At 40.6% G+C, this 18506-nt stretch carries 18 protein-coding genes and 1 tRNA gene; 12 read left to right on the top strand and 7 right to left on the bottom strand.

The genetic code is table 11. From position 1 onward, the window contains the following. The first annotated feature begins 1 nt into the window (after position 1). Positions 2-1027 carry a PorP/SprF family type IX secretion system membrane protein gene (locus BW935_RS00850; protein WP_076497610.1) on the top strand — a complete coding sequence of 342 codons (1026 nt, stop codon included), beginning with the start codon at positions 2-4 and terminating at the stop codon, positions 1025-1027. 117 nt (positions 1028-1144) lie between these two features. After that, the gene (locus BW935_RS00845; RefSeq protein ID WP_076497609.1) at positions 1145-2674 is read left to right on the top strand and encodes a cryptochrome/photolyase family protein; all 1530 of its coding nucleotides are present in this window, start codon (positions 1145-1147) and stop codon (positions 2672-2674) included. A 103-nt stretch (positions 2675-2777) separates the two neighbouring features. Here the strand turns inward: BW935_RS00845 and uvrA are convergent, their stop codons facing one another. Further along, entirely contained in the window at positions 2778-5600 is a 2823-nt protein-coding gene (gene uvrA / locus BW935_RS00840; protein WP_076497607.1) for an excinuclease ABC subunit UvrA, read from the bottom strand. A gap of 51 nt (positions 5601-5651) precedes the next feature. Beyond that, positions 5652-5867: a VTT domain-containing protein gene (locus BW935_RS18255; RefSeq protein WP_394333606.1), complete on the bottom strand. Its 216-nt coding sequence runs from the start codon at positions 5865-5867 to the stop codon at positions 5652-5654. A 46-nt stretch (positions 5868-5913) separates the two neighbouring features. On the opposite strand from BW935_RS18255, the gene BW935_RS00835 reads away from it, so the two are divergent. Then, on the top strand, positions 5914-6426 hold the full coding sequence (locus tag BW935_RS00835) for an FKBP-type peptidyl-prolyl cis-trans isomerase (protein WP_076497605.1): 513 nt from the start codon (positions 5914-5916) through the stop codon (positions 6424-6426). A gap of 28 nt (positions 6427-6454) precedes the next feature. Here the strand turns inward: BW935_RS00835 and BW935_RS00830 are convergent, their stop codons facing one another. Further along, a complete protein-coding gene (locus BW935_RS00830) occupies positions 6455-7819 on the bottom strand; it encodes a DEAD/DEAH box helicase (RefSeq protein WP_076497603.1) in 1365 nt (454 codons plus the stop codon). 130 nt (positions 7820-7949) lie between these two features. On the opposite strand from BW935_RS00830, the gene BW935_RS00825 reads away from it, so the two are divergent. The 7 genes from BW935_RS00825 (at position 7950) to BW935_RS00800 (ending at position 14764) form a co-directional block, all read left to right on the top strand. Then, on the top strand, positions 7950-9299 hold the full coding sequence (locus tag BW935_RS00825) for a dihydroorotase (protein WP_076497601.1): 1350 nt from the start codon (positions 7950-7952) through the stop codon (positions 9297-9299). A gap of 76 nt (positions 9300-9375) precedes the next feature. Continuing rightward, positions 9376-9451 (top strand) — tRNA-His (locus BW935_RS00820). 114 nt (positions 9452-9565) lie between these two features. Continuing rightward, positions 9566-9706, top strand: coding sequence for a hypothetical protein (locus BW935_RS18250; RefSeq protein ID WP_175606616.1), 141 nt, complete (start codon positions 9566-9568; stop codon positions 9704-9706). Positions 9707-9816: 110 nt separating this feature from the next. Then, on the top strand, positions 9817-11733 hold the full coding sequence (locus BW935_RS00815) for an amylo-alpha-1,6-glucosidase (RefSeq protein WP_076498131.1): 1917 nt from the start codon (positions 9817-9819) through the stop codon (positions 11731-11733). Positions 11734-11743: 10 nt separating this feature from the next. Beyond that, positions 11744-13024: a glycosyltransferase family 4 protein gene (locus tag BW935_RS00810; RefSeq protein WP_076497600.1), complete on the top strand. Its 1281-nt coding sequence runs from the start codon at positions 11744-11746 to the stop codon at positions 13022-13024. 2 nt (positions 13025-13026) lie between these two features. Continuing rightward, positions 13027-14232 (top strand): glycoside hydrolase family 57 protein, encoded by a 1206-nt coding sequence (locus BW935_RS00805; protein WP_076497598.1) that lies wholly within the window; start codon positions 13027-13029, stop codon positions 14230-14232. A 19-nt stretch (positions 14233-14251) separates the two neighbouring features. Next, positions 14252-14764 carry a RidA family protein gene (locus BW935_RS00800; protein WP_076497597.1) on the top strand — a complete coding sequence of 171 codons (513 nt, stop codon included), beginning with the start codon at positions 14252-14254 and terminating at the stop codon, positions 14762-14764. A gap of 11 nt (positions 14765-14775) precedes the next feature. Here the strand turns inward: BW935_RS00800 and BW935_RS00795 are convergent, their stop codons facing one another. The 3 genes from BW935_RS00795 to BW935_RS00785 all read right to left on the bottom strand — a co-directional run bounded on the left by BW935_RS00795 (position 14776) and on the right by BW935_RS00785 (position 16733). Further along, positions 14776-15357, bottom strand: coding sequence for a hypothetical protein (locus BW935_RS00795; RefSeq protein ID WP_076497595.1), 582 nt, complete (start codon positions 15355-15357; stop codon positions 14776-14778). 44 nt (positions 15358-15401) lie between these two features. Further along, the gene (locus BW935_RS00790; RefSeq protein WP_217695338.1) at positions 15402-15980 is read right to left on the bottom strand and encodes a hypothetical protein; all 579 of its coding nucleotides are present in this window, start codon (positions 15978-15980) and stop codon (positions 15402-15404) included. Between the two features lie 150 nt (positions 15981-16130). Then, the gene (locus tag BW935_RS00785; protein WP_076497594.1) at positions 16131-16733 is read right to left on the bottom strand and encodes a trimeric intracellular cation channel family protein; all 603 of its coding nucleotides are present in this window, start codon (positions 16731-16733) and stop codon (positions 16131-16133) included. A 147-nt stretch (positions 16734-16880) separates the two neighbouring features. On the opposite strand from BW935_RS00785, the gene BW935_RS00780 reads away from it, so the two are divergent. After that, on the top strand, positions 16881-17120 hold the full coding sequence (locus tag BW935_RS00780) for a Kazal-type serine protease inhibitor family protein (protein ID WP_076497592.1): 240 nt from the start codon (positions 16881-16883) through the stop codon (positions 17118-17120). A 13-nt stretch (positions 17121-17133) separates the two neighbouring features. Here BW935_RS00780 and BW935_RS00775 read toward each other — a convergent pair whose 3' ends face one another. Further along, positions 17134-17340 (bottom strand): hypothetical protein, encoded by a 207-nt coding sequence (locus tag BW935_RS00775; RefSeq protein ID WP_076497591.1) that lies wholly within the window; start codon positions 17338-17340, stop codon positions 17134-17136. A 64-nt stretch (positions 17341-17404) separates the two neighbouring features. On the opposite strand from BW935_RS00775, the gene BW935_RS00770 reads away from it, so the two are divergent. Continuing rightward, a complete protein-coding gene (locus tag BW935_RS00770) occupies positions 17405-18505 on the top strand; it encodes a vWA domain-containing protein (protein ID WP_076497589.1) in 1101 nt (366 codons plus the stop codon). Position 18506 lies beyond the last annotated feature (1 nt).

Here is an 18506-nt window from a genome sequence, read left to right as displayed (position 1 = left end):
CATGAAAAAAATATGGACAATTATCGCCCTTCTCCTATGCACCTTTTCCTTGAAAGGACAGGATATGCAGTATTCTCAATTTTATGCTGCGCCATTATACTTAAATCCAGCTTTTGCTGGGGCATCTGAAATGACTAGAATCGGTGTGAATTATAGAAATCAGTGGCCTGGCCTTGGTCAGACTTTGAATTCTTATTCTGCTTACATCGATCATTATCTTTTCAACTTAAATAGTGGCATAGGCCTGATCGTAAACGGCACGCAGGAGTCAATGGCCAATTTGAGCACCATGGAAGTAGGTGCTGCTTACTCTTATAGATTACAATTGGGCTTTAGAAGCTTTTTGAGATTTGGCGGGCAGGCAAGTTTTGTGTCCAGAGATGCCAATTTCAGCAATATGGTCTTTGGAAGTCAGATAGATGCCAATGGTAATATTGGAGATTTCAGTGGCGAGAACCTTGGGGCTGATGCTCGTCACAGGTTTATGGATTACAATTTCGGGGTGCTTTACAATAATGAGCATGTATGGTTGGGCTTATCAGCCCATCACATCACGCAACCGAATATTTCATTTATAGAAGATGGGATTGCGAAGCTTCCGATGCGATTGTCAGCGCATGGTGGGGTGAAATTTGACCTGTCTAATGGTATGGTGCAGAACTTTTATAACAATACCATGGGAGCTAGAGAATTGGTTTTGGCATTCAATTATAAGCATCAGGATCCATTCAATCAGCTTGATTTAGGCGCACAGATCAACCTTCAGCCTATCGTATTCGGCTTGTGGTATAGAGGTCTACCGACTTTCAGCGAAGCACTGCCTAATAATGAATCATTGATCGGCTTAGTGGGCATCTCACTAGGTAATGGAATGGATATAGGCTATAGCTATGATTATACACTTTCTCAGCTCAGCCAAGCCAATTCGGGAGGAGCACATGAAATCTCCATCAGGTTTTCCTTCCTAGCAGGAGACTCCAATCAGAAGGGTAGAAAAGTTAGCATGATGCCATGCTTTAAGTATTAATATTTGGTTAGGGATCTTTTTAAACTCAGATGGTTGCCTCTGCTGTTCATTCAGTGGAGGCATTTTTTTTAAACAAATCAGCTTCAATCTCTCTTCTTGAATAATAAAGCAAAGGAGATGGCGAAGACTTTACGTTTGATATTGGGAGATCAGTTGAATCAAAAGCACAGTTGGTTTGGGGAGGTGGATTCGGATGTGACTTACCTGCTGATGGAAATGAAGCAGGAGACAGGATATGTCAGGCATCATATCCAAAAGGTGGTTGGGTTTTTCCTAGCGATGCGACATTTTGCTGATTGGCTTGCAGCGCATGGACATCAGGTGGTGTATTATCGCTTAGATGACCAAGCGAACAAACAAGCACTCACAGAGAATATCAAAAGCCTTATTGCCGAACAAGGATTTGGGAGATTTGAGTACCAATTGCCGGATGAGTATCGGCTTGATCAGCAATTGCGTGATTTGAGTGAGGAGCTTGAAGTGGAGGTGCAGGCCTGTGACTCGGAACATTTCCTTACAGAGAGGGGGTTTTTGAAGGACTTTTTTAAAGGGAAAAAGACCTACCTGATGGAGACTTTTTACCGTGCCATGCGCAAGCAATACAATATCTTGATGGATGGGGACGAGCCCTTGACGGGAAAGTGGAATTATGATCATGAAAACAGGAATAAGTTCAAAGACCCTTTGTTGCTGATTCCACCCAAAGTTCATCACAGAGATGTGACTGATATTGTAGCATTGCTTGAAAAGATGGAGGTGGAGACGATAGGAAAGCTAGATGCGAAGCAATTTGCTTGGCCAGTGACAAGAGTTGAATCCTTGGGCTTAGTTACTTATTTCTGTGAGAAGTTGCTGCCCTATTTTGGGGTTTATCAGGATGCCATGTATACGGATGATGCATTCTTGTTTCATAGTCGACTCAGTTTTGCAATGAATGCTAAAATTCTCAGTCCGATAGAAGTGGTAGAGCAGGTAGAACAATACTGGTACAGCCATCAAGATGCTATTTCCATCGCACAAGTGGAGGGGTTTATCAGGCAGATCATCGGCTGGAGGGAGTATATGCGGGGGGTATATTGGGCTAAGATGCCCGATTATGCCAGCTTGAACTTCTTTGATCATCAGCGCAAGTTGCCGAGTTATTTTTGGACAGGAAAAACCAAAATGAATTGCCTCAAGCATGCCATTGGTCAATCTTTGGACCATGCTTATGCCCACCACATTCAGCGCTTGATGGTGACGGGGAATTTCGCCCTTTTGGCTGGTATTCACCCTGATGAGGTGGATGCTTGGTACTTGGGGATATATATAGATGCCATTGAGTGGGTGGAGATCACCAATACTAGAGGGATGAGCCAGTTTGCTGATGGGGGGATTGTAGGGACAAAGCCTTATGTTTCCTCTGCGAATTACATTGACAAGATGAGCAATTATTGTGAGGGTTGCTTCTATAAAAAAAACCTGATAGTAGGCGATAAAGCTTGTCCCTTCAATAGTCTATATTGGCATTTCTATGCTAGAAATGAAGCACAATTGGCCAAAAATCCAAGAATTGGAATGGCTTACCGCACACTGGCCAAGATGAAGGATAAGGAAGCTATTCTCAAGCAAGCTGAATATTATTTGGGCAACTTGGAGGAGTTGTAATGATTAGGAATTGAAATAGAGTGGAAATAAGGTAGAAATAGATTTGAAATAAGGAGGTATGTGGACTTGTATAGCAGAGATTAACTTTTGAAACAAGGGCAAATTAAATCCCATCAAAGGATTCTCTTAGGTATGCTGCTGTATAGTTGTTTTGTAGCGCCTTCATGTCTTCTGGCGTGCCTTGGAAAGTCAAGTTTCCTCCTTTTTCTCCACCTTCTGGTCCTAGGTCTATTACCCAATCCGCTGATTTGATGACTTCGGTATTGTGTTCAATGACGATTACAGAATGACCCTGTTCGATAAGCGCATTGATGGCATGAAGGAGCTTTTTGATATCATGGAAATGAAGTCCGGTGGTGGGTTCATCAAATATAAAAAGAATATGATCACCTGATTTTGTACCTCCTTTACCTAGGAATGAAGCCAGTTTGACCCTTTGTGCTTCTCCACCTGAAAGTGTATTGGAGGATTGGCCCATACCGATATAGCCCAGACCAACTTCTTGTAACGGTTGTAGCTTGTTGATGATTTGATTTTTTCCAGCAAAGAATTCCATCGCCTCGTCAATGGTCATGTCCAAGATATCTGAGATATCCTTGTCTTTGTACTTGGCATCAAGGATTTCAGCTTTGAATCGCTTTCCTTTGCAAGCTTCACATGTCAAATGAATGTCAGCCATGAATTGCATCTCTACCGTGACCGTTCCTTCACCTTGACAAGCTTCACACCTTCCTCCATCTACATTGAAGGAAAAGAATGCAGGCTTGTAGCCTCTTTGCTTAGAGGTGGGTAATTCGGCATACAGCGTTCTGATGGCGTCATAAGCCTTTACATAGGTGACAGGATTGGATCGAGAGGATTTGCCAATGGGGTTTTGATCTACAAATTCAATCTGTGAGATTTTTTTATAGTCTCCTTCTACTTTGTCAAATTTGCCAGACTCGTCAATGACCGTCCCAAGCATTTTACCCAGTGCTGGGTAGAGTACTTTTTTGATCAAAGTGGACTTGCCAGAGCCACTTACCCCAGTGACTACAGTCAGGGTATTTAGGGGAAACTGTACAGTGAGATTTTTGAGGTTATTCTCTCTGGCACCTTTTACGGTGATGCTATCTTTCCACTTTCTGTTGGACTCTTTGATGTTGATTTTTTCCTCACCTCTGAGATATTTTGCTGTGTGGGTGTGGGAGGAATCCATGAGTGCTTTGAGGTCACCTTGGAACATCAGCTGACCACCATTGACACCTGCGTCAGGACCAATGTCGATGATTTCATCAGCTGCTTTCATGATTTTTTGCTCGTGCTCTACTACGATGACGGTATTGCCGAGGTCTCTGAGCGATTTGAGTACTTCGATCAATCTGTCAGTGTCTCTTGGGTGAAGCCCAATGCTTGGTTCGTCCAAAATATACATCGATCCTACCAAGGCCGACCCTAAAGAAGTGGCAAGCTTGATCCTTTGGAATTCACCACCTGAGAGACTCGAAGTTAGCCTATTCAAAGTCAGGTAGCCAAGACCTACTTTGTCAATATATTCTAACCTATTCAGGATTTCTTTGAGTAGTCTATTGGCTACTTTTTGTTCAGATGCAGAAAGCTGTAGGTTTTGGAAAAAATCCAAGGCCTTGTCAATTGGCATCAAAACTATGTCTGTGATGGAATGCCCTGCTATTTTGACAAAGGAGGCATCTTTTCTCAATCTTGTGCCCCTACAATCGGGGCAGGTGGTTCTTCCCCTGAATCGAGAAAGCATTACCCGGTATTGGATTTTGTGTGTTTTGCTTTCTAAGTCTTTGAAGAAGGCATTGAGCCCTTTGAAGTGGGAGTTGCCCGTCCAAAGTAGTTCTTGCTCAGCTTCTGTCAGGTCTTCGTATGCCCTGTGAATGGGAAAGTCAAAGTAAATGCCCTTTTTGACCAATGGTTCAAGCCATTTGCCCGTCGTCTCTCCTCTCCAAGGAGCTATTGCACCTTCATAAATGGAGAGGGTTTTGTCAGGGATGACCAAGTCAGCGTCTATCCCTAACACTGAGCCAAAACCTTCACAAGTTTTGCATGCTCCGTAGGGATTATTGAATGAAAAGAAGTTCACAGAGGGCAACTCAAAGCTGATGTCATCTAGCTCAAACTTGTCTGAGAAGGTCTTTTTGGTTTTTTCGGGGATCAAAATGGTACATTCTCCATGACCTTCGTAGAAAGCTGTCTGTACTGAGTCAGCAATTCTGAATTGGTTGTCTTCATCTTCCTTTTGGACTGTAGCCCGGTCTATTAGAATTTCGTAATGACCTTTGGGAAGCTGTTTTTCTCCTACCAAGTCTTCTACGAAGTGCGCTTCACCATCTATCAGGATACGAGTGAAGCCTTTTTGAAGTAGTAATTCAAGCTCTTTGGCTTTGGATCTATCATTGAGGACTTGCAGTGGGCAGGAAATCATGACCCTATCCCCTTCCTCAAATGAATGAATAAAATCCACCACATCAGTGACGGTGTGGTGCTTTACTTCTTCACCACTGATAGGAGAATAGGTTCTACCGATTCTACTGAAGAGTAGCTTGAGGTAATCATAGATCTCTGTGGTGGTGCCTACAGTAGAGCGCGGATTTTTAGTTGATACCTTTTGCTGAATTGCAATGGCCGGAGAGACACCTTTGATGTATTCCACATCGGGTTTTTCCATCCTTCCAAGAAACTGTCTGGCATAAGAGCTCAAACTCTCTACGTACATCCGCTGTCCTTCAGCAAAAAGTGTATCAAAAGCTAAAGAGGACTTTCCTGAACCCGAAAGGCCTGTTACTACAACAAGTTTGTTCCTTGGAATTGCTACGCTGAGGCTTTTGAGGTTATTAACCTTAGCATTTTTGATGATGATGTATTCCTTGGGGTCAAGGTCGTCTACTGATGTATGTTTTACAGGGATGCTCAAATTCATATCGCACAAAGTTACCCAAACAACAGCTGAAAAGATAATTTGTTGGAAATTTTAGCCTTCAACTAACCATAAAATATAGGCATAGGCAAAATACCTAAGAATGCGCAAAAGACTGTAAAATGTATACTTCATCCGAGACATTCCTCCTGCGCCAGCCATCAGCGCTATAGCTGAAAAAGGAAGCGGGCTGATCGAAGCAACGATGACTAAATATGCGCCAAACTTCATAAATAAAGCGTTGTATTTTTGTACATATTTATTTTTGATCTATTTTGATTTCTTTTGTGTTCAATATTGTCAATCAAAATGAATTATGAAAATAGAGAAGCATAAAGTTGTAGCTGTCAGCTATGAGCTCCATGTGGATGATGGAGAGAATGGGAAAACCTTTTTTGAAAAAGTAGAAAGAAATCAGCCTTTTTATTTTTTATTTGGAGCGGGCAATACGCTTCCAGCATTGGAAGACGCGCTTCGTGGCAAGGAGGTAGGCGACACTTTCGAGGTTTTTATAGATTTTGAAAATGCCTACGGAGATTATGATGAAAGTAAAACAGCGATCATTCCTAAGGCTAATTTCAAGGAAAATGGTAAGAAGAATCCCCAAATGCTAAAAGTAGGCAAAGTCATACCCATGCAAGACGATCAAGGCAATCAACTGAGAGGAGAGATTACCAAGATAGATTATAAGGGAGTTCATATGGATTTCAATTCGCCCTTAGCTGGCTTAGATTTATATTTTCAAGGTGAAGTGATTTCAATCCGCGATGCCGAGCAAGAAGAGATAGATCACGGTCATGTGCATGGTCCAGGAGGGCATCACCACTGAGGTTCAAAAAAGGAGGTTAAGCAAACGCTTAACCTCCTTTTTTCTTCCACTTTCCTTGGGTTTTCATCTGATTTCTATTGCGCTTGGCTTTAGAGTTTTTATTGCCACGCTTTTCTTTTGCTTTATTTGGATTAGCTGTTGGTCGGGCTTTTTTCTCGTGGAAGCCTCCCTTGAATTCAGGATTGTCTTTTCGTTTTTGATTGTCGATTTCTCTTTCATAGCCTTGTTTTTCTATAAAAGGAGTAGGAGCAATACTTACCTCATTGGGTATTTCACTCTCGGGGACGGATATCCTGATGATTTCTTCAATTTTCTCAAAATGCCAAATCTCGGCTGGGTTGATAAAGGTAAAGGCCTTACCTTCATTTTCAGCTCTGCCTGTTCTGCCTATTCTGTGTACATAATCTTCATAGATCAGAGGTACATCAAAGTTGATCACATGGCTGACCATGGAAATATCTAATCCACGAGCCGCCACATCGGTAGCTACCAAAATCCTTACACTTCCGGCTTTGAAGTCTTCCATGGAGTTGATTCTTGTGTTTTGACCTTTGTTGGCATGGATTACACGTATTTCTCCTAGTTGCTTTCGTTCCAAATAACTAAAAACTGACTCTGCGTTTTTTCTTGATTTGGTAAAAATGATCACCCGATTTACAGACTCGTCCTGCAGGAGGTATTCAAGCAGGTTGATTTTAGTCTTGATGTTTGGGACATGATATTTGGTCTGTTGAATGGTTTCGGCTGTAGTTGCTTGTGCAGTGACTTCTACACGCTCTGGAAACTCGAGGAATTCAGCAGATAGATTTTCAACTCTTGAGCCGAAGGTAGCCGAAAAAAGCAAATTCTGACGCTTGTTTGGGATTACTTCCAGTATACCCCTGATTTGAGGCATAAATCCCATATCCAGCATTTTGTCTGCTTCATCCATGACCATTGTTTTGAGGTCTCGCACGTAGATTTTCCCTTTTTTATAAAGATCCAAAAATCTTCCTGGAGTAGAGATGATGATATCTACACCAGCTTGTAATTTTTCAATCTGCGTTTTTGGACCTATACCACCATACAGGCATACATATCTTAAGTCAGTGTATTTCCCAAATTGTATCACAGCTTCTTCGATCTGCATACAAAGCTCTCTAGTAGGAGCAAGAATCAATGCTCTTGGGTGCTGACCTTGTGCATATTTGATTTTGAATAGGAGTGGAAGCACATAAGCGGCCGTTTTTCCGGTGCCTGTTTGTGCTATTCCTAAGACATCATGTCCAGCCAATGCCAATGGGATGGCTTTTTCTTGGATAGGCGTTGGCTTGGTGTAGCCAGCCTCCTTGACAGCTTCCATCAGCTGTTTATTCAATTTAAAATTCTCAAAAGATAGAAGGCTATCAGACATGTTTGTTTAATTTTACAGGATAAGGGAAAAAGAAAAACTCAAAATTGATTTTTCCAGTAAATAAATACTGTACGCTTTTTCCATTTAGGATAAATTGAATCAAAAACCTTTCATCAAATCATAACGACATATGAAAAGTATTTTAATAACAGGTGCAAATATAGTAAATGAAGGTAAGATTACCCCGATGGATATTTTGATCCAAGATGGGGTGTTTTACAATATCGGCAAAGATTTATCCGAATTTGAAGCGGATATTACCATAGATGCAAGTGGGAAGTATATTTTTCCTGGCTTGATAGATGATCAAGTGCATTTCAGGGAGCCGGGGCTGACCCATAAAGCTGATATCTACACCGAAAGTAAATCTGCAGTCGCAGGAGGGATCACTTCCTACATGGAAATGCCCAATACAGTGCCTCAGGCCACAACTCTTGAACTCTTGGAGGACAAATACAAAATAGCTGCCGAAAAATCTCTTGCGAACTATTCCTTTTTCTTCGGTGCTACCAATGATAATATCGATGAAATCCTAAAAGTAGATCCTGAAAATGTCTGTGGTATCAAGGTTTTTCAAGGTTCTTCTACTGGCAACATGCTAGTAGATAATCAAGAAAGCCTCAGGAGAATTTTTGCAGAATGCAAGCTCTTGATCGCAACCCACAGCGAAAATGACAATATCATCAAGGAAAATTTGGAGAAGTACAAGGCTGAATTTGGAGAGGGTATCCCACCTAGTTACCATCCAAAAATTAGGTCTGAGGAAGCTTGCTATGATGCATCCAAGAGGGTAGTAGATCTTGCTAGACAATATGGTACTAAGCTCCATGTATTGCACATTAGTACAGGTAGAGAAGTGGACTTGTTTGATGATAGGCTTCCTCTTGAAGAAAAGCGCATCACTGCTGAGGCATGTATACATCACTTGTGGTTTTCGGACGAAGATTATGAAGAAAAAGGCAATTTTATCAAATGGAATCCTGCAGTCAAAACTGCAGCAGATAGAGAGAAAATCTTAGCAGGTGTTCTCAAGGGCAATATCGATGTGATTGCTACAGATCATGCACCTCATACTTTGGAAGAAAAAGGAGAAAAATATCTCAAGGCTCCATCTGGGGGACCATTGGCTCAACATAGTTTGGTAGCCATGCTGGATCTGTATCATGCAGGGAAAATCAGGCTAGATCAGATTGCTCAAAAGATGTGTCACAACGTTGCAATATTATTTGAAATTGAAAAGCGGGGTTACATTAGGCCAGGTTATCATGCTGACTTGGTGATTGTAGATTTGGATGATCCTTGGACTGTATCGAGGGACAATGTACTTTCCAAATGTGGCTGGTCTCCATTTGAAGGGCATACATTCAAATCAAAAGTAACGCATACGATCGTTTCTGGACATTTGGCGTACGAGAATGGGACATTCCACGAGGAGAAAAAAGGAGAGCGTTTGAAATTTTCCAGAAAAATAATTGACTAGGGTATTGTTTGCCAAAAAACCGAATATTACCTTTGCAGTCCAATCAGGCATCAGGCCTGATTTGTAGTGTTAAAATGGTGGTTGTAGCTCAGCTGGTTAGAGCGCTGGTTTGTGGCACCAGAGGTCGCCGGTTCGAACCCGGTCTTCCACCCTTGACCCCTCTCTTTAGAGGGGTTTTTTCATTTTTAACAAATAAAATTGAACTATTATGGCATTAAATTTGTCACAGAAAATATAAAATTTTAAAAATCAAAAGATACACGGCAATGTTTACATTATTCAAAGCTTCGCCAAAATTCCCTAAAATACAGCCTGTGAACTTGAAGTTCATTCAGTGCTATTTTGAAAAGTTTGAGGAGTCTCTCCGCAACTTTGAAGAGGTTCAAAAAGAAAGTATGGGCTCGTAAGTCGAGATATTATGAAAGGTTATGGAAACATAACCTTTATTTTTTGCTATAATATTTTTCTTTCGGGATGGAAAAACTATTTTTATGGAAATCTCCAAACTTTTGACCAAATGAGTTATATCCATTTCGATAAAACACAATTAATAAACCTCAATTATTCCCTTGATCGCGAAATCATCAGAACCAATCGCGGCGGATCTTATACAAGTACTACAATCATTGGGTGTAATACCAGAAAGTATCATGGACTCTTGGTCAGCCCGCAGCCCCAGATTGATAGCCAATTACATGTTTTATTATCCACAGTTCATGAGACTGTCATTCAAAGAGGAGCTAGCTTCAATTTGGGGATCAATAAGTATCCAGGGAATTATTCTCCAAGAGGACATAAATATTTAGAGGATTTTGATTCAGAACCTATCCCAAAATTGACCTATAGGGTAGGAGGTGTATTGCTTCAGAAGGAATTGATACTTGATACCAATAGAGATAGGGTGATGATTCGGTATACCTTACTTGATGCGCATTCCCCAACCAAAATCAGAATTAGCCCTTTTTTAGCTTTCAGAGGATATCATGAATTATCTAAAGCCAATGATCGCCTTGATCAAAGTTTCAAGAAAGCACCCAATGGCGCTATTTTTCAACTTTATCCAGAGTACAGTCCCTTGTATTTGCAGGTTTCTAAAAAGAATGACTTTCATAGCATACCTAATTGGTACCACAACATAGAGTACATTCAAGAACGAGAAAGGGGATATGCCTATCAAGAAGATTTGTTTGTGCCAGGATTTTTTGAGTTTGATATAGAAAAGGGAGAATCTGTGATTTTCTCGGCTGGGCTTACAGAAGCAGACCCCGCTACCCGACAGCGGGCTTTTGAAAAGGAATTGGCAAGGAGAATACCTAGGAATAATTTCGAAAACTGTCTGCTAAACTCAGCAGGTCAATTTATTCAAAAAAGAGATGGCAAGACTCATGTCATAGCAGGATATCCTTGGTTTGGATGGTGGGGTAGAGATACTTTCATAGCCAGTCCTGGGTTGACATTGACCCATGGAGATAAGGATACATTTCTAGAGATCATGGATACTATGGTTGCTGACTTGAGTGGGGCGCTTTTTCCTAATGTGGGAAGTGGCGTCATGCGCAATATGAATTCTATGGATGCGCCACTATGGTTCTTCTGGTCACTTCAGCAGTATATCGCTTTCACTGGAGATGAGAAGACAGTCAAGAAAAAATATTTAGAAAAGCTCAAGGGGATCATTGAAGGGTTCAAAAATAGTACAGATTTCAACATTCATATGCAAGAATCAGGTTTGATCTATGGAGGTCAAGAAGGGATAGCATTGACGTGGATGGATGCGGTAAATTCTGATGGTCCTGTGACTCCAAGGATAGGCTGCCCAGTTGAAATCAATGCTTTGTGGTATAATGCGCTTTGTTTTTATCATGAGCTTTCTGGAGATCAAGAGATTGCTACTCTAGCAGAGCAGGTAAAATCAAGTTTTGTCTCTACTTACTGGGATGAGAAGAAAGGATATTTGGCAGATGTGGTAGATGGAAATCACAAAGATTGGTCTATTAGGCCAAATATGCTTTTTGCGGTTTCGTTGCCACATTCTCCTCTGGAAGAAAGTCAAATGGATCGGGTATTAGAGGTCATCAAATCTAAGCTGTTGACGCCTAGAGGACTCAGGACTTTATCACCAGATGATCCAGGCTATAAGGGGTATTATTTTGGTGATCAGTATGTGCGAGATAGAGCATACCATAACGGTACAGTATGGGCATGGCTCTTGGGGCATTTTGCAGAAGGCTATCTGAAGCTTCATGGCAAATCAGGGAAGCACTTTATTGAGAAGATCATTCAGTCATTTGACGGGGTGATGACACAATATGGTATAGGTACTGTGGCGGAAATATATGATGGTGACCCGCCTCATCGTCCAAAAGGAGCTATTTCTCAAGCTTGGAGTGTGGGAGAATTATTGAGGATGATGCATTTAGTGAAAAAAGTTTAAGCGGATTTTTATGAAGGTTTTAATGTTTGGGTGGGAGTTTCCACCACATATTTCTGGAGGATTGGGCACAGCATGCTACGGCTTGGTCAAGGGATTGGTTCATCATAAGCAGGATATCATCTTTGTGGTTCCCAAATTATGGGGAGATGAAGAGCCACTTGCTGATTTTGTCAATGCCAGTGATGTGACGGTAGATTATAGGGAAAAAAAATTCAGGGAAATTTGGAAGAACCTTACCTATTTGGAAGTGAGTAGTTTTTTGGTGCCTTACCTCAGTCCAGAAGAGTTTAAAAAATATTCAGATTATGCGCTACATGATCGTACTGATGTAGATGAAAGTATTTTTAGCAATAAGTTTGAGTTTAGTGGTAAGTATGGCAAAGATCTTCTACAGGAGGTTTCTCGTTATGCCTTGGTTGCTGCTCAAATAGCCAAGTCCAAGGATCATGATGTCATCCATGCGCATGATTGGTTAGCGTATCCTGCTGGTATTGCAGCCAAGCAAATGAGCGGCAAGCCTTTGGTTGCGCATATTCACGCAACAGAATTCGATCGCTCTGGAGAGTCTGTCAATAAGCCTGTTTTTGATATTGAATATGCAGGTCTTCATGCTGCCGATCATGTGGTGGCTGTAAGCCACCTTACAAGAAATATTGTCATCAATAAGTATGGAGTACATCCGGACAAAGTGAGTGTCCTTCATAATGCTGTGCTAGATGCCAGTATCATAGAAAGTAAGGTGAAGAAGAAAGTGCCAGAAAAAATCGTCACTTTCCTTGGTCGGATTACTTTCCAAAAAGGCCCTGAATATTTTGTAGAAGCAGCCAAAAAAGTACTCGAAAGAGATCCTAACGTGAGATTTGTGATGGCAGGCAGCGGAGACTTACTCAATGCCATGATCAAAAGGGTGGCTGAATTGAGGATTGGGACGAAGTTTCATTTTACGGGCTTCCTGAAGGGGCAGGATGTGGATGATATGTATGCCATGTCTGATGTGTATGTCATGCCTTCGGTATCTGAGCCTTTTGGAATTGCGCCCTTAGAAGCAGTGAGGCATAATACCCCCGTAATTATATCCAAGCAATCGGGTGTAGCGGAGGTGTTGCAAAATGCAATCAAAATTGATTTTTGGGATGTGGATGCTATGGCTGATGCCATTTTTGCCCTTTTACATTATCAGAGTATTTCCAAGATGTTCAAAGAACTTGGAAGCGAGGAGTTGAAAAACCTCAAGTGGGAGCATGTAGCTGCCAAATTAGTAACCGTGTATGAAAAAATAACAGAAGAATAGCCATGAGAACCATTTGTTTTTACTTTCAAGTTCATCAGCCATTGAGGATAAAGCCTTATAGGTTTTTTGATATAGGAGACGATCATTATTACTGGGATGATTATAGTAATAAAAGTATCATGAGGAAGGTGGCGCAAAAATGCTACTTGCCTATGAATGCTTTGCTGTTGGATTTGATCAATCATTACAATGGGGCATTCAAAGTAAGCTTTTCTATCTCGGGGGTCTGTTTAGATCAATTCGAGCTATATGCGCCAGATGTACTGGAGAGTTTCCAAAAACTAGTGGCCACAGGTCATGTGGAGTTGCTCAGTGAAACAGATGCCCATGCCTTGTGCTCATTGAAGAGTAATGATGAATTTGCTCGCATGGTGAAGAATCACAAAGAAAAAATCAAGAAGCATTTCAATGGATATGAGCCGAAGGTTTTCAGAAATACAGAGTTGATCTATTCTGATAGCATCGGTGCGATGGTCTATGAATTGGGCTACAGGGGGATATTGACGGAGGGTGCCAAACATATCTTGGGATGGAAAAGTCCCAATTATGTCTATCAAAATGCCATCAAGCCAGAGCTCAAAGTATTATTGAAAAATTTCCAACTCAGTGACGATATTGCTTTTAGATTTAGCAATAAAACTTGGCCAGCTTATCCATTGACCACTGACAAGTTTGTCAACTGGATCAATATGATTCCAAAAGAAGAAGAAACGCTCAACTTATTCATGGATTATGAAACTTTTGGAGAGCATCAATGGGCTGATTCAGGGATTTTTGATTTTATGAAAGCCCTTCCAGAGGCAGTGTTTCAAGGAAGTGACTTTGGATTTTCTACTCCTTCAGAAGTATTGGGCCGTGCCAAAAATATTGCTCCTATTCATGTGCCCACTCCGATTTCATGGGCAGATGAAGAGCGGGATTTGACAGCTTGGCTTGGTAATGATTTGCAGGATGAAGCTTTTGAGAAATTGTATCAGCTTGAGCATTTGGTCAAGCAAATTGAAGATGAAGAGATTCAGCGGGACTGGACTTACCTGCAGACCTCTGATCATTTTTATTATATGTGTACCAAGTTTTTCTCCGATGGAGATATTCACGCGTATTTCAGCCCTTATGATTCGCCCTATGATGCTTTCATCAATTACATGAATGCCTTGAGTGATTTCATTCTCAGAGTGGAGCAACATCTCAAAAAGCAGATTCTATAAACCCAAACTACCATTCTCCATGAGTAAAAATATCTTTATTGTATCATTATTAGCTTTTATGCTTGGTTTTTCTTGTCAGGTGAAAGTAGAGGAAAAAGGCAAGGATCCTGTGGAAACTATCATCACGAGATTCGATCGGCCTGATGCCAGTATACTCAAAGGAGTATATATTCCAGCAGGCAAGGAATATTTTTACACTTCTGGCTTGGTAGCTGATGTTGTAGATGTGGACGCAGAGCCGGGAACTTACAAGCGATATGGAGATACATATCAGCAAAGCAAAAGCACCCTAGAAAAAATCAAGGCGACGCTTGCAGAAGCGGATTTTACCATGGAGGATGTATTTTTCTTAAGAGTTTATCTAGCACCAGATCAGGAGGGAAATATAGATTGGCAGGCTTGGTTCAAGGCTTATGGAGAATATTTCAACAATGATGCAAATCCAAATAAGGTAGCCAGAAGTACCATAGCTGTCTTCGCCTTAGCCAATCCAGATTTGCTTATTGAAATAGAAGCTGTTGCGGCGAGGTAGAATCATTGCTATCAAAAACTTTTCCCAAGGCTAACTCCTAATCCAAAGGGTAAAAACTGAATAGGGTTTTCTGAAACCCCAGAGTTATAGAAAGCTAAAGTAGGTGTGTACCCTATTCTATAAAAGAAGCCTCCGTTAGGCTTCTGATAGCGATAGCCTATTCTAGCCATCACAAATCTATCCCAATATGTTTTTTCTTGAAGTTCGCCTGCTTGATCGGGGTCTAAAAGAAATCTTCGGTTTAAAATAGTGAAAAATCCTGTTCCAAATTCCAAATGATGTTTATCTCTCCCAAGAAATGCTGTAATTTCCGCTGGAATGACAGGAATCAAATAACCAGAATGAATGGGTTCACTAGGTTGGCGATATCTCATCGAAAAACCTACACTTGCCGCTATTTTTAATTTATTGTTTTGATGTATAATACGCCCATAGTTGACGGCATACTGAAGTGCATTTGCCCCGAGATCAACAAATACCGAGTTTTTAGCAGTGAAAGTTTCAGCCTCCTCTTGGGCAAATGCTTCTAATTGCAAACACAGCAAAAGGATGATGGAAGTGAATAACAAAAATTTATTTTTTAATAGTGTCATAAACTTAGATTTATTTCAGTTTTCATCTTGGTAATATTTTATAATCAGAAACTTTTTCCTAGGCTAATTCCTCCCCATAGCGGATGGAATTTTGGACTATCTTCTGAACTGAGAAAAAGATTGAATCCAGGAGTGTAACCAACTCTGAAGAAGAAACCTCCTTCTGGTTTTTGATACCTGTAGCCTATTCTCAGGGGCAGGATTGCTTCTAGAGATTTGTCTTGTTGAAAATTATTAGGCACATCTGGATTGAATACTAATGCACGAGAAGCATAAAAAGTAAGACCGGTGCCAATTTCCAAATGATGATTTGACTTTCCCCAGAAAGCGGAAATTTCAAGAGGTAACATAGGTGACCAAAAGGGAGAAATGTTTGAAGACTGACTCCCTCCACTTTGTTTGAATACTGAAAACCCAGCACTTCCCGAGATTTTTAATTTATCCTTCTGAAGTAGGATTCTATTGTAATTCACTGAATAATAAATTGAATTTCCCCCTAGCTCAACAAATATCGAGTTTTTGGCAGTGAAAATTTCAGCTTCCTCTTGGGCAATGGCATCGAAATGTGAACAAAAAATAGTGAGTATAGAAACTAAGAATAATATATGGAAGCGTGATCTCATAGACTTGTTTATAATTAAAAATCAGACAAATAGATGCTCAATTCAAATTAATTTCATTTTACAACTAAAAACTCAATAAAGCAATTTATTTTAGATAATTCTAAAAATATTTACATCATGAATATGTGATTATTTAGTCCAGAAAGAATTTTAATCTAAACTTGGCAAACTCAACTTATACTTGACTGCAATCAGTCTAATCGAAATGACCACTGACATGGAGATCAACAAGTTGTAGTCTCTTTCTAAGCCAAAATAGTTTAAAATCAAATATAAAATTGCTCCTGCCAAACAAGCGGATGCATAAATTTCTTTTCGAAATAGGATCGGGATTTCGTTGGTAAGTGTATCACGTAGCACGCCACCCATGACGGCTGAAAACATCCCCATGATAGCGGCGATTTCCACACTGACACCAAGGCTTAGTGCTTTTTCCACACCTAAAACCGTAAAAAAGCCGATTCCCAGTGTATCAAATAGAAACATGGTTTTGCGTAGTTTCAAAAGGAATCTTTGAAATAGAAAAGCTGATAGGATACCTGCGAAGATGGAATAAAGGAAATAGACGTCTCCAATCCAGACCAAAGGATAACTTCCTAATAGCATATCTCTCAAACTTCCCCCTCCTATAGCTGTAATGAATCCTGTAAAACCTGCACCAAATAGGTCATGCTCCCGATCTTTGACAGCCAATGCACCAGAAATGGCAAAGACAAATGTACCTGCTAGCTCAAGGGGGTATTGTAAGTCCAATGGATTAATAATTAGGTTTTATATTGTAGCTAAGGTAAGGAAAATGATTGCTAAAAGTACGAGCGGCTAGATTTATATAAAAAATCAAATGCTACTGTAGCACTTTTGGTAGGACTTTCGTCTGGAGAATATCAAACACGCACGGTTATGAAAAATTGGATTATCATTTTGATGTTATGTGGGGCAGCTATCTTGGTTGCGTTTCAGTGTGAGGATTTAAGTCCATTGGAATCTTCTAATTGCATAGATCCTTCAAAAATCAACAAAGACGCAGCATGTTACATGATTTACGCACCTGTTTGCGGGTGTGACAACAAGACCTATGGCAATGACTGTATCGCAATCAACGCTGGCGTTACATCCTATACCAAGGGTGCCTGTAAGTGAGTTTTATCTTTTACTAAACATTCTCGTACCATTTTTCCTCAAATGTTGAATGGACTTCAACATCTGCTGTGAGGACACTGTAGACCATCCAGATCACCAATGCTGGGGAGATGGAAAAAGCGAATAGAATCATGGCTGTGCTGAGGTTGGCAAGGATAGCCGTCACATAAACCAAGAGAATGGCTGTGACTAGATAAATGGGGAAGAGGTAATTTTTCATCTTTTTTAAATTAATCTGGTGCTATTGTAAACTAGCCAAGGGGCTATCTTGTTATAAGCCCAAGATGAAAGGATTCAGATTTACACAATACATACCACCGCAGGATCCTGAGAAAAATAACTTTGAGAATCTCCTGCAGATATTTTTACAACTTGTCACCATGACTGGTGGGGATGTGTCAGAAGCATTGAGTTGGCTGACCAACTTAGATAAGCAGTACAATCTCACTAACCCTAGTTATGGTATTGGAGACTTTATTGATGATCTGAAATCCAAGGGCTACCTGACCGAAGAAAATCAAAAAGGTGAATTCAGAATCACTGGTAAAGCAGAGCAAAGCATTCGTAAATCTGCCTTAGAGGAGATTTTTGGAAAGCTTAAAAAATCCAAAGGAGGGCAGCATAAGACTACTTTTTCTGGCCCTGGTGATGAAAAAGGCTCGGATAGAAGGCCTTATTCATTCGGAGATAACCTAGATCAAATAGCACTTACTGACTCTTTGCGAAACGCTCAAGTCAATCATGGTTTCTCAGGGGACTATCTACTCACAGAAGATGACTTAGAAGTAGTAGAAAATGAAATGCGGACGCAGACCTCCACAGTCTTGATGATTGACATTTCTCACTCGATGATTCTCTACGGGGAAGATAGAATCACTCCAGCTAAAAAAGTAGCAATGGCGCTGGCTGAGTTGATCAAAACACGCTATCCCAAAGATACGCTTGATGTGATTGTGTTTGGAAACGACGCTTGGCAGATTGAGATCAAAGACCTGCCATACCTGCAAGTAGGCCCTTATCATACCAATACTGTGGCAGGTTTAGAACTGGCCATGGACCTACTGAGAAGGAGGAAGAACCCCAATAAGCAGATTTTTATGATCACTGATGGGAAACCTACTTGTCTGAAAGTTGGGATTAAATACTATAAAAATAGCTTTGGAATAGACAGCAAGATTTTGAACGAAACGCTCAAACTCGCTGCTCAATGTAGGAAGCTCAAAATACCCGTAACCACCTTTATGATTGCCTCAGATCCCTACTTGAAGGAATTTGTCAAAGAATTCACCAAAGTCAATAATGGGAATGCGTATTACAGTAGCTTAAAAGGTCTCGGGGATTTGATTTTTGAAGATTACAGGAAAAACAGAACAAAAAGATTTTAAG

The sequence above is a fragment of the Belliella pelovolcani genome (genome assembly GCF_900156785.1).
In the GTDB taxonomy this organism is placed as follows: Bacteria; Bacteroidota; Bacteroidia; order Cytophagales; family Cyclobacteriaceae; genus Belliella; species Belliella pelovolcani.
Note: the sequence above shows the minus strand (reverse complement) of the source record. Positions and strands in the feature narration are given on the sequence as shown.

Coding starts and splice junctions, on each gene's coding strand:
- BW935_RS00805 (WP_076497598.1), top strand. CDS start 13,027: ATGAGAACCATTTGTTTTTACTTTCAAGTTCATCAGCCATTGAGGATA.
- BW935_RS00835 (WP_076497605.1), top strand. CDS start 5,914: ATGAAAATAGAGAAGCATAAAGTTGTAGCTGTCAGCTATGAGCTCCAT.
- BW935_RS00775 (WP_076497591.1), bottom strand. CDS start 17,340: ATGAAAAATTACCTCTTCCCCATTTATCTAGTCACAGCCATTCTCTTG.
- BW935_RS18250 (WP_175606616.1), top strand. CDS start 9,566: ATGTTTACATTATTCAAAGCTTCGCCAAAATTCCCTAAAATACAGCCT.
- uvrA (WP_076497607.1), bottom strand. CDS start 5,600: ATGAATTTGAGCATCCCTGTAAAACATACATCAGTAGACGACCTTGAC.
- BW935_RS00845 (WP_076497609.1), top strand. CDS start 1,145: ATGGCGAAGACTTTACGTTTGATATTGGGAGATCAGTTGAATCAAAAG.
- BW935_RS00780 (WP_076497592.1), top strand. CDS start 16,881: ATGAAAAATTGGATTATCATTTTGATGTTATGTGGGGCAGCTATCTTG.
- BW935_RS00790 (WP_217695338.1), bottom strand. CDS start 15,980: ATGAGATCACGCTTCCATATATTATTCTTAGTTTCTATACTCACTATT.
- BW935_RS00825 (WP_076497601.1), top strand. CDS start 7,950: ATGAAAAGTATTTTAATAACAGGTGCAAATATAGTAAATGAAGGTAAG.
- BW935_RS00815 (WP_076498131.1), top strand. CDS start 9,817: ATGAGTTATATCCATTTCGATAAAACACAATTAATAAACCTCAATTAT.
- BW935_RS00800 (WP_076497597.1), top strand. CDS start 14,252: ATGAGTAAAAATATCTTTATTGTATCATTATTAGCTTTTATGCTTGGT.
- BW935_RS00830 (WP_076497603.1), bottom strand. CDS start 7,819: ATGTCTGATAGCCTTCTATCTTTTGAGAATTTTAAATTGAATAAACAG.
- BW935_RS00795 (WP_076497595.1), bottom strand. CDS start 15,357: ATGACACTATTAAAAAATAAATTTTTGTTATTCACTTCCATCATCCTT.
- BW935_RS00810 (WP_076497600.1), top strand. CDS start 11,744: ATGAAGGTTTTAATGTTTGGGTGGGAGTTTCCACCACATATTTCTGGA.
- BW935_RS00850 (WP_076497610.1), top strand. CDS start 2: ATGAAAAAAATATGGACAATTATCGCCCTTCTCCTATGCACCTTTTCC.
- BW935_RS00770 (WP_076497589.1), top strand. CDS start 17,405: ATGAAAGGATTCAGATTTACACAATACATACCACCGCAGGATCCTGAG.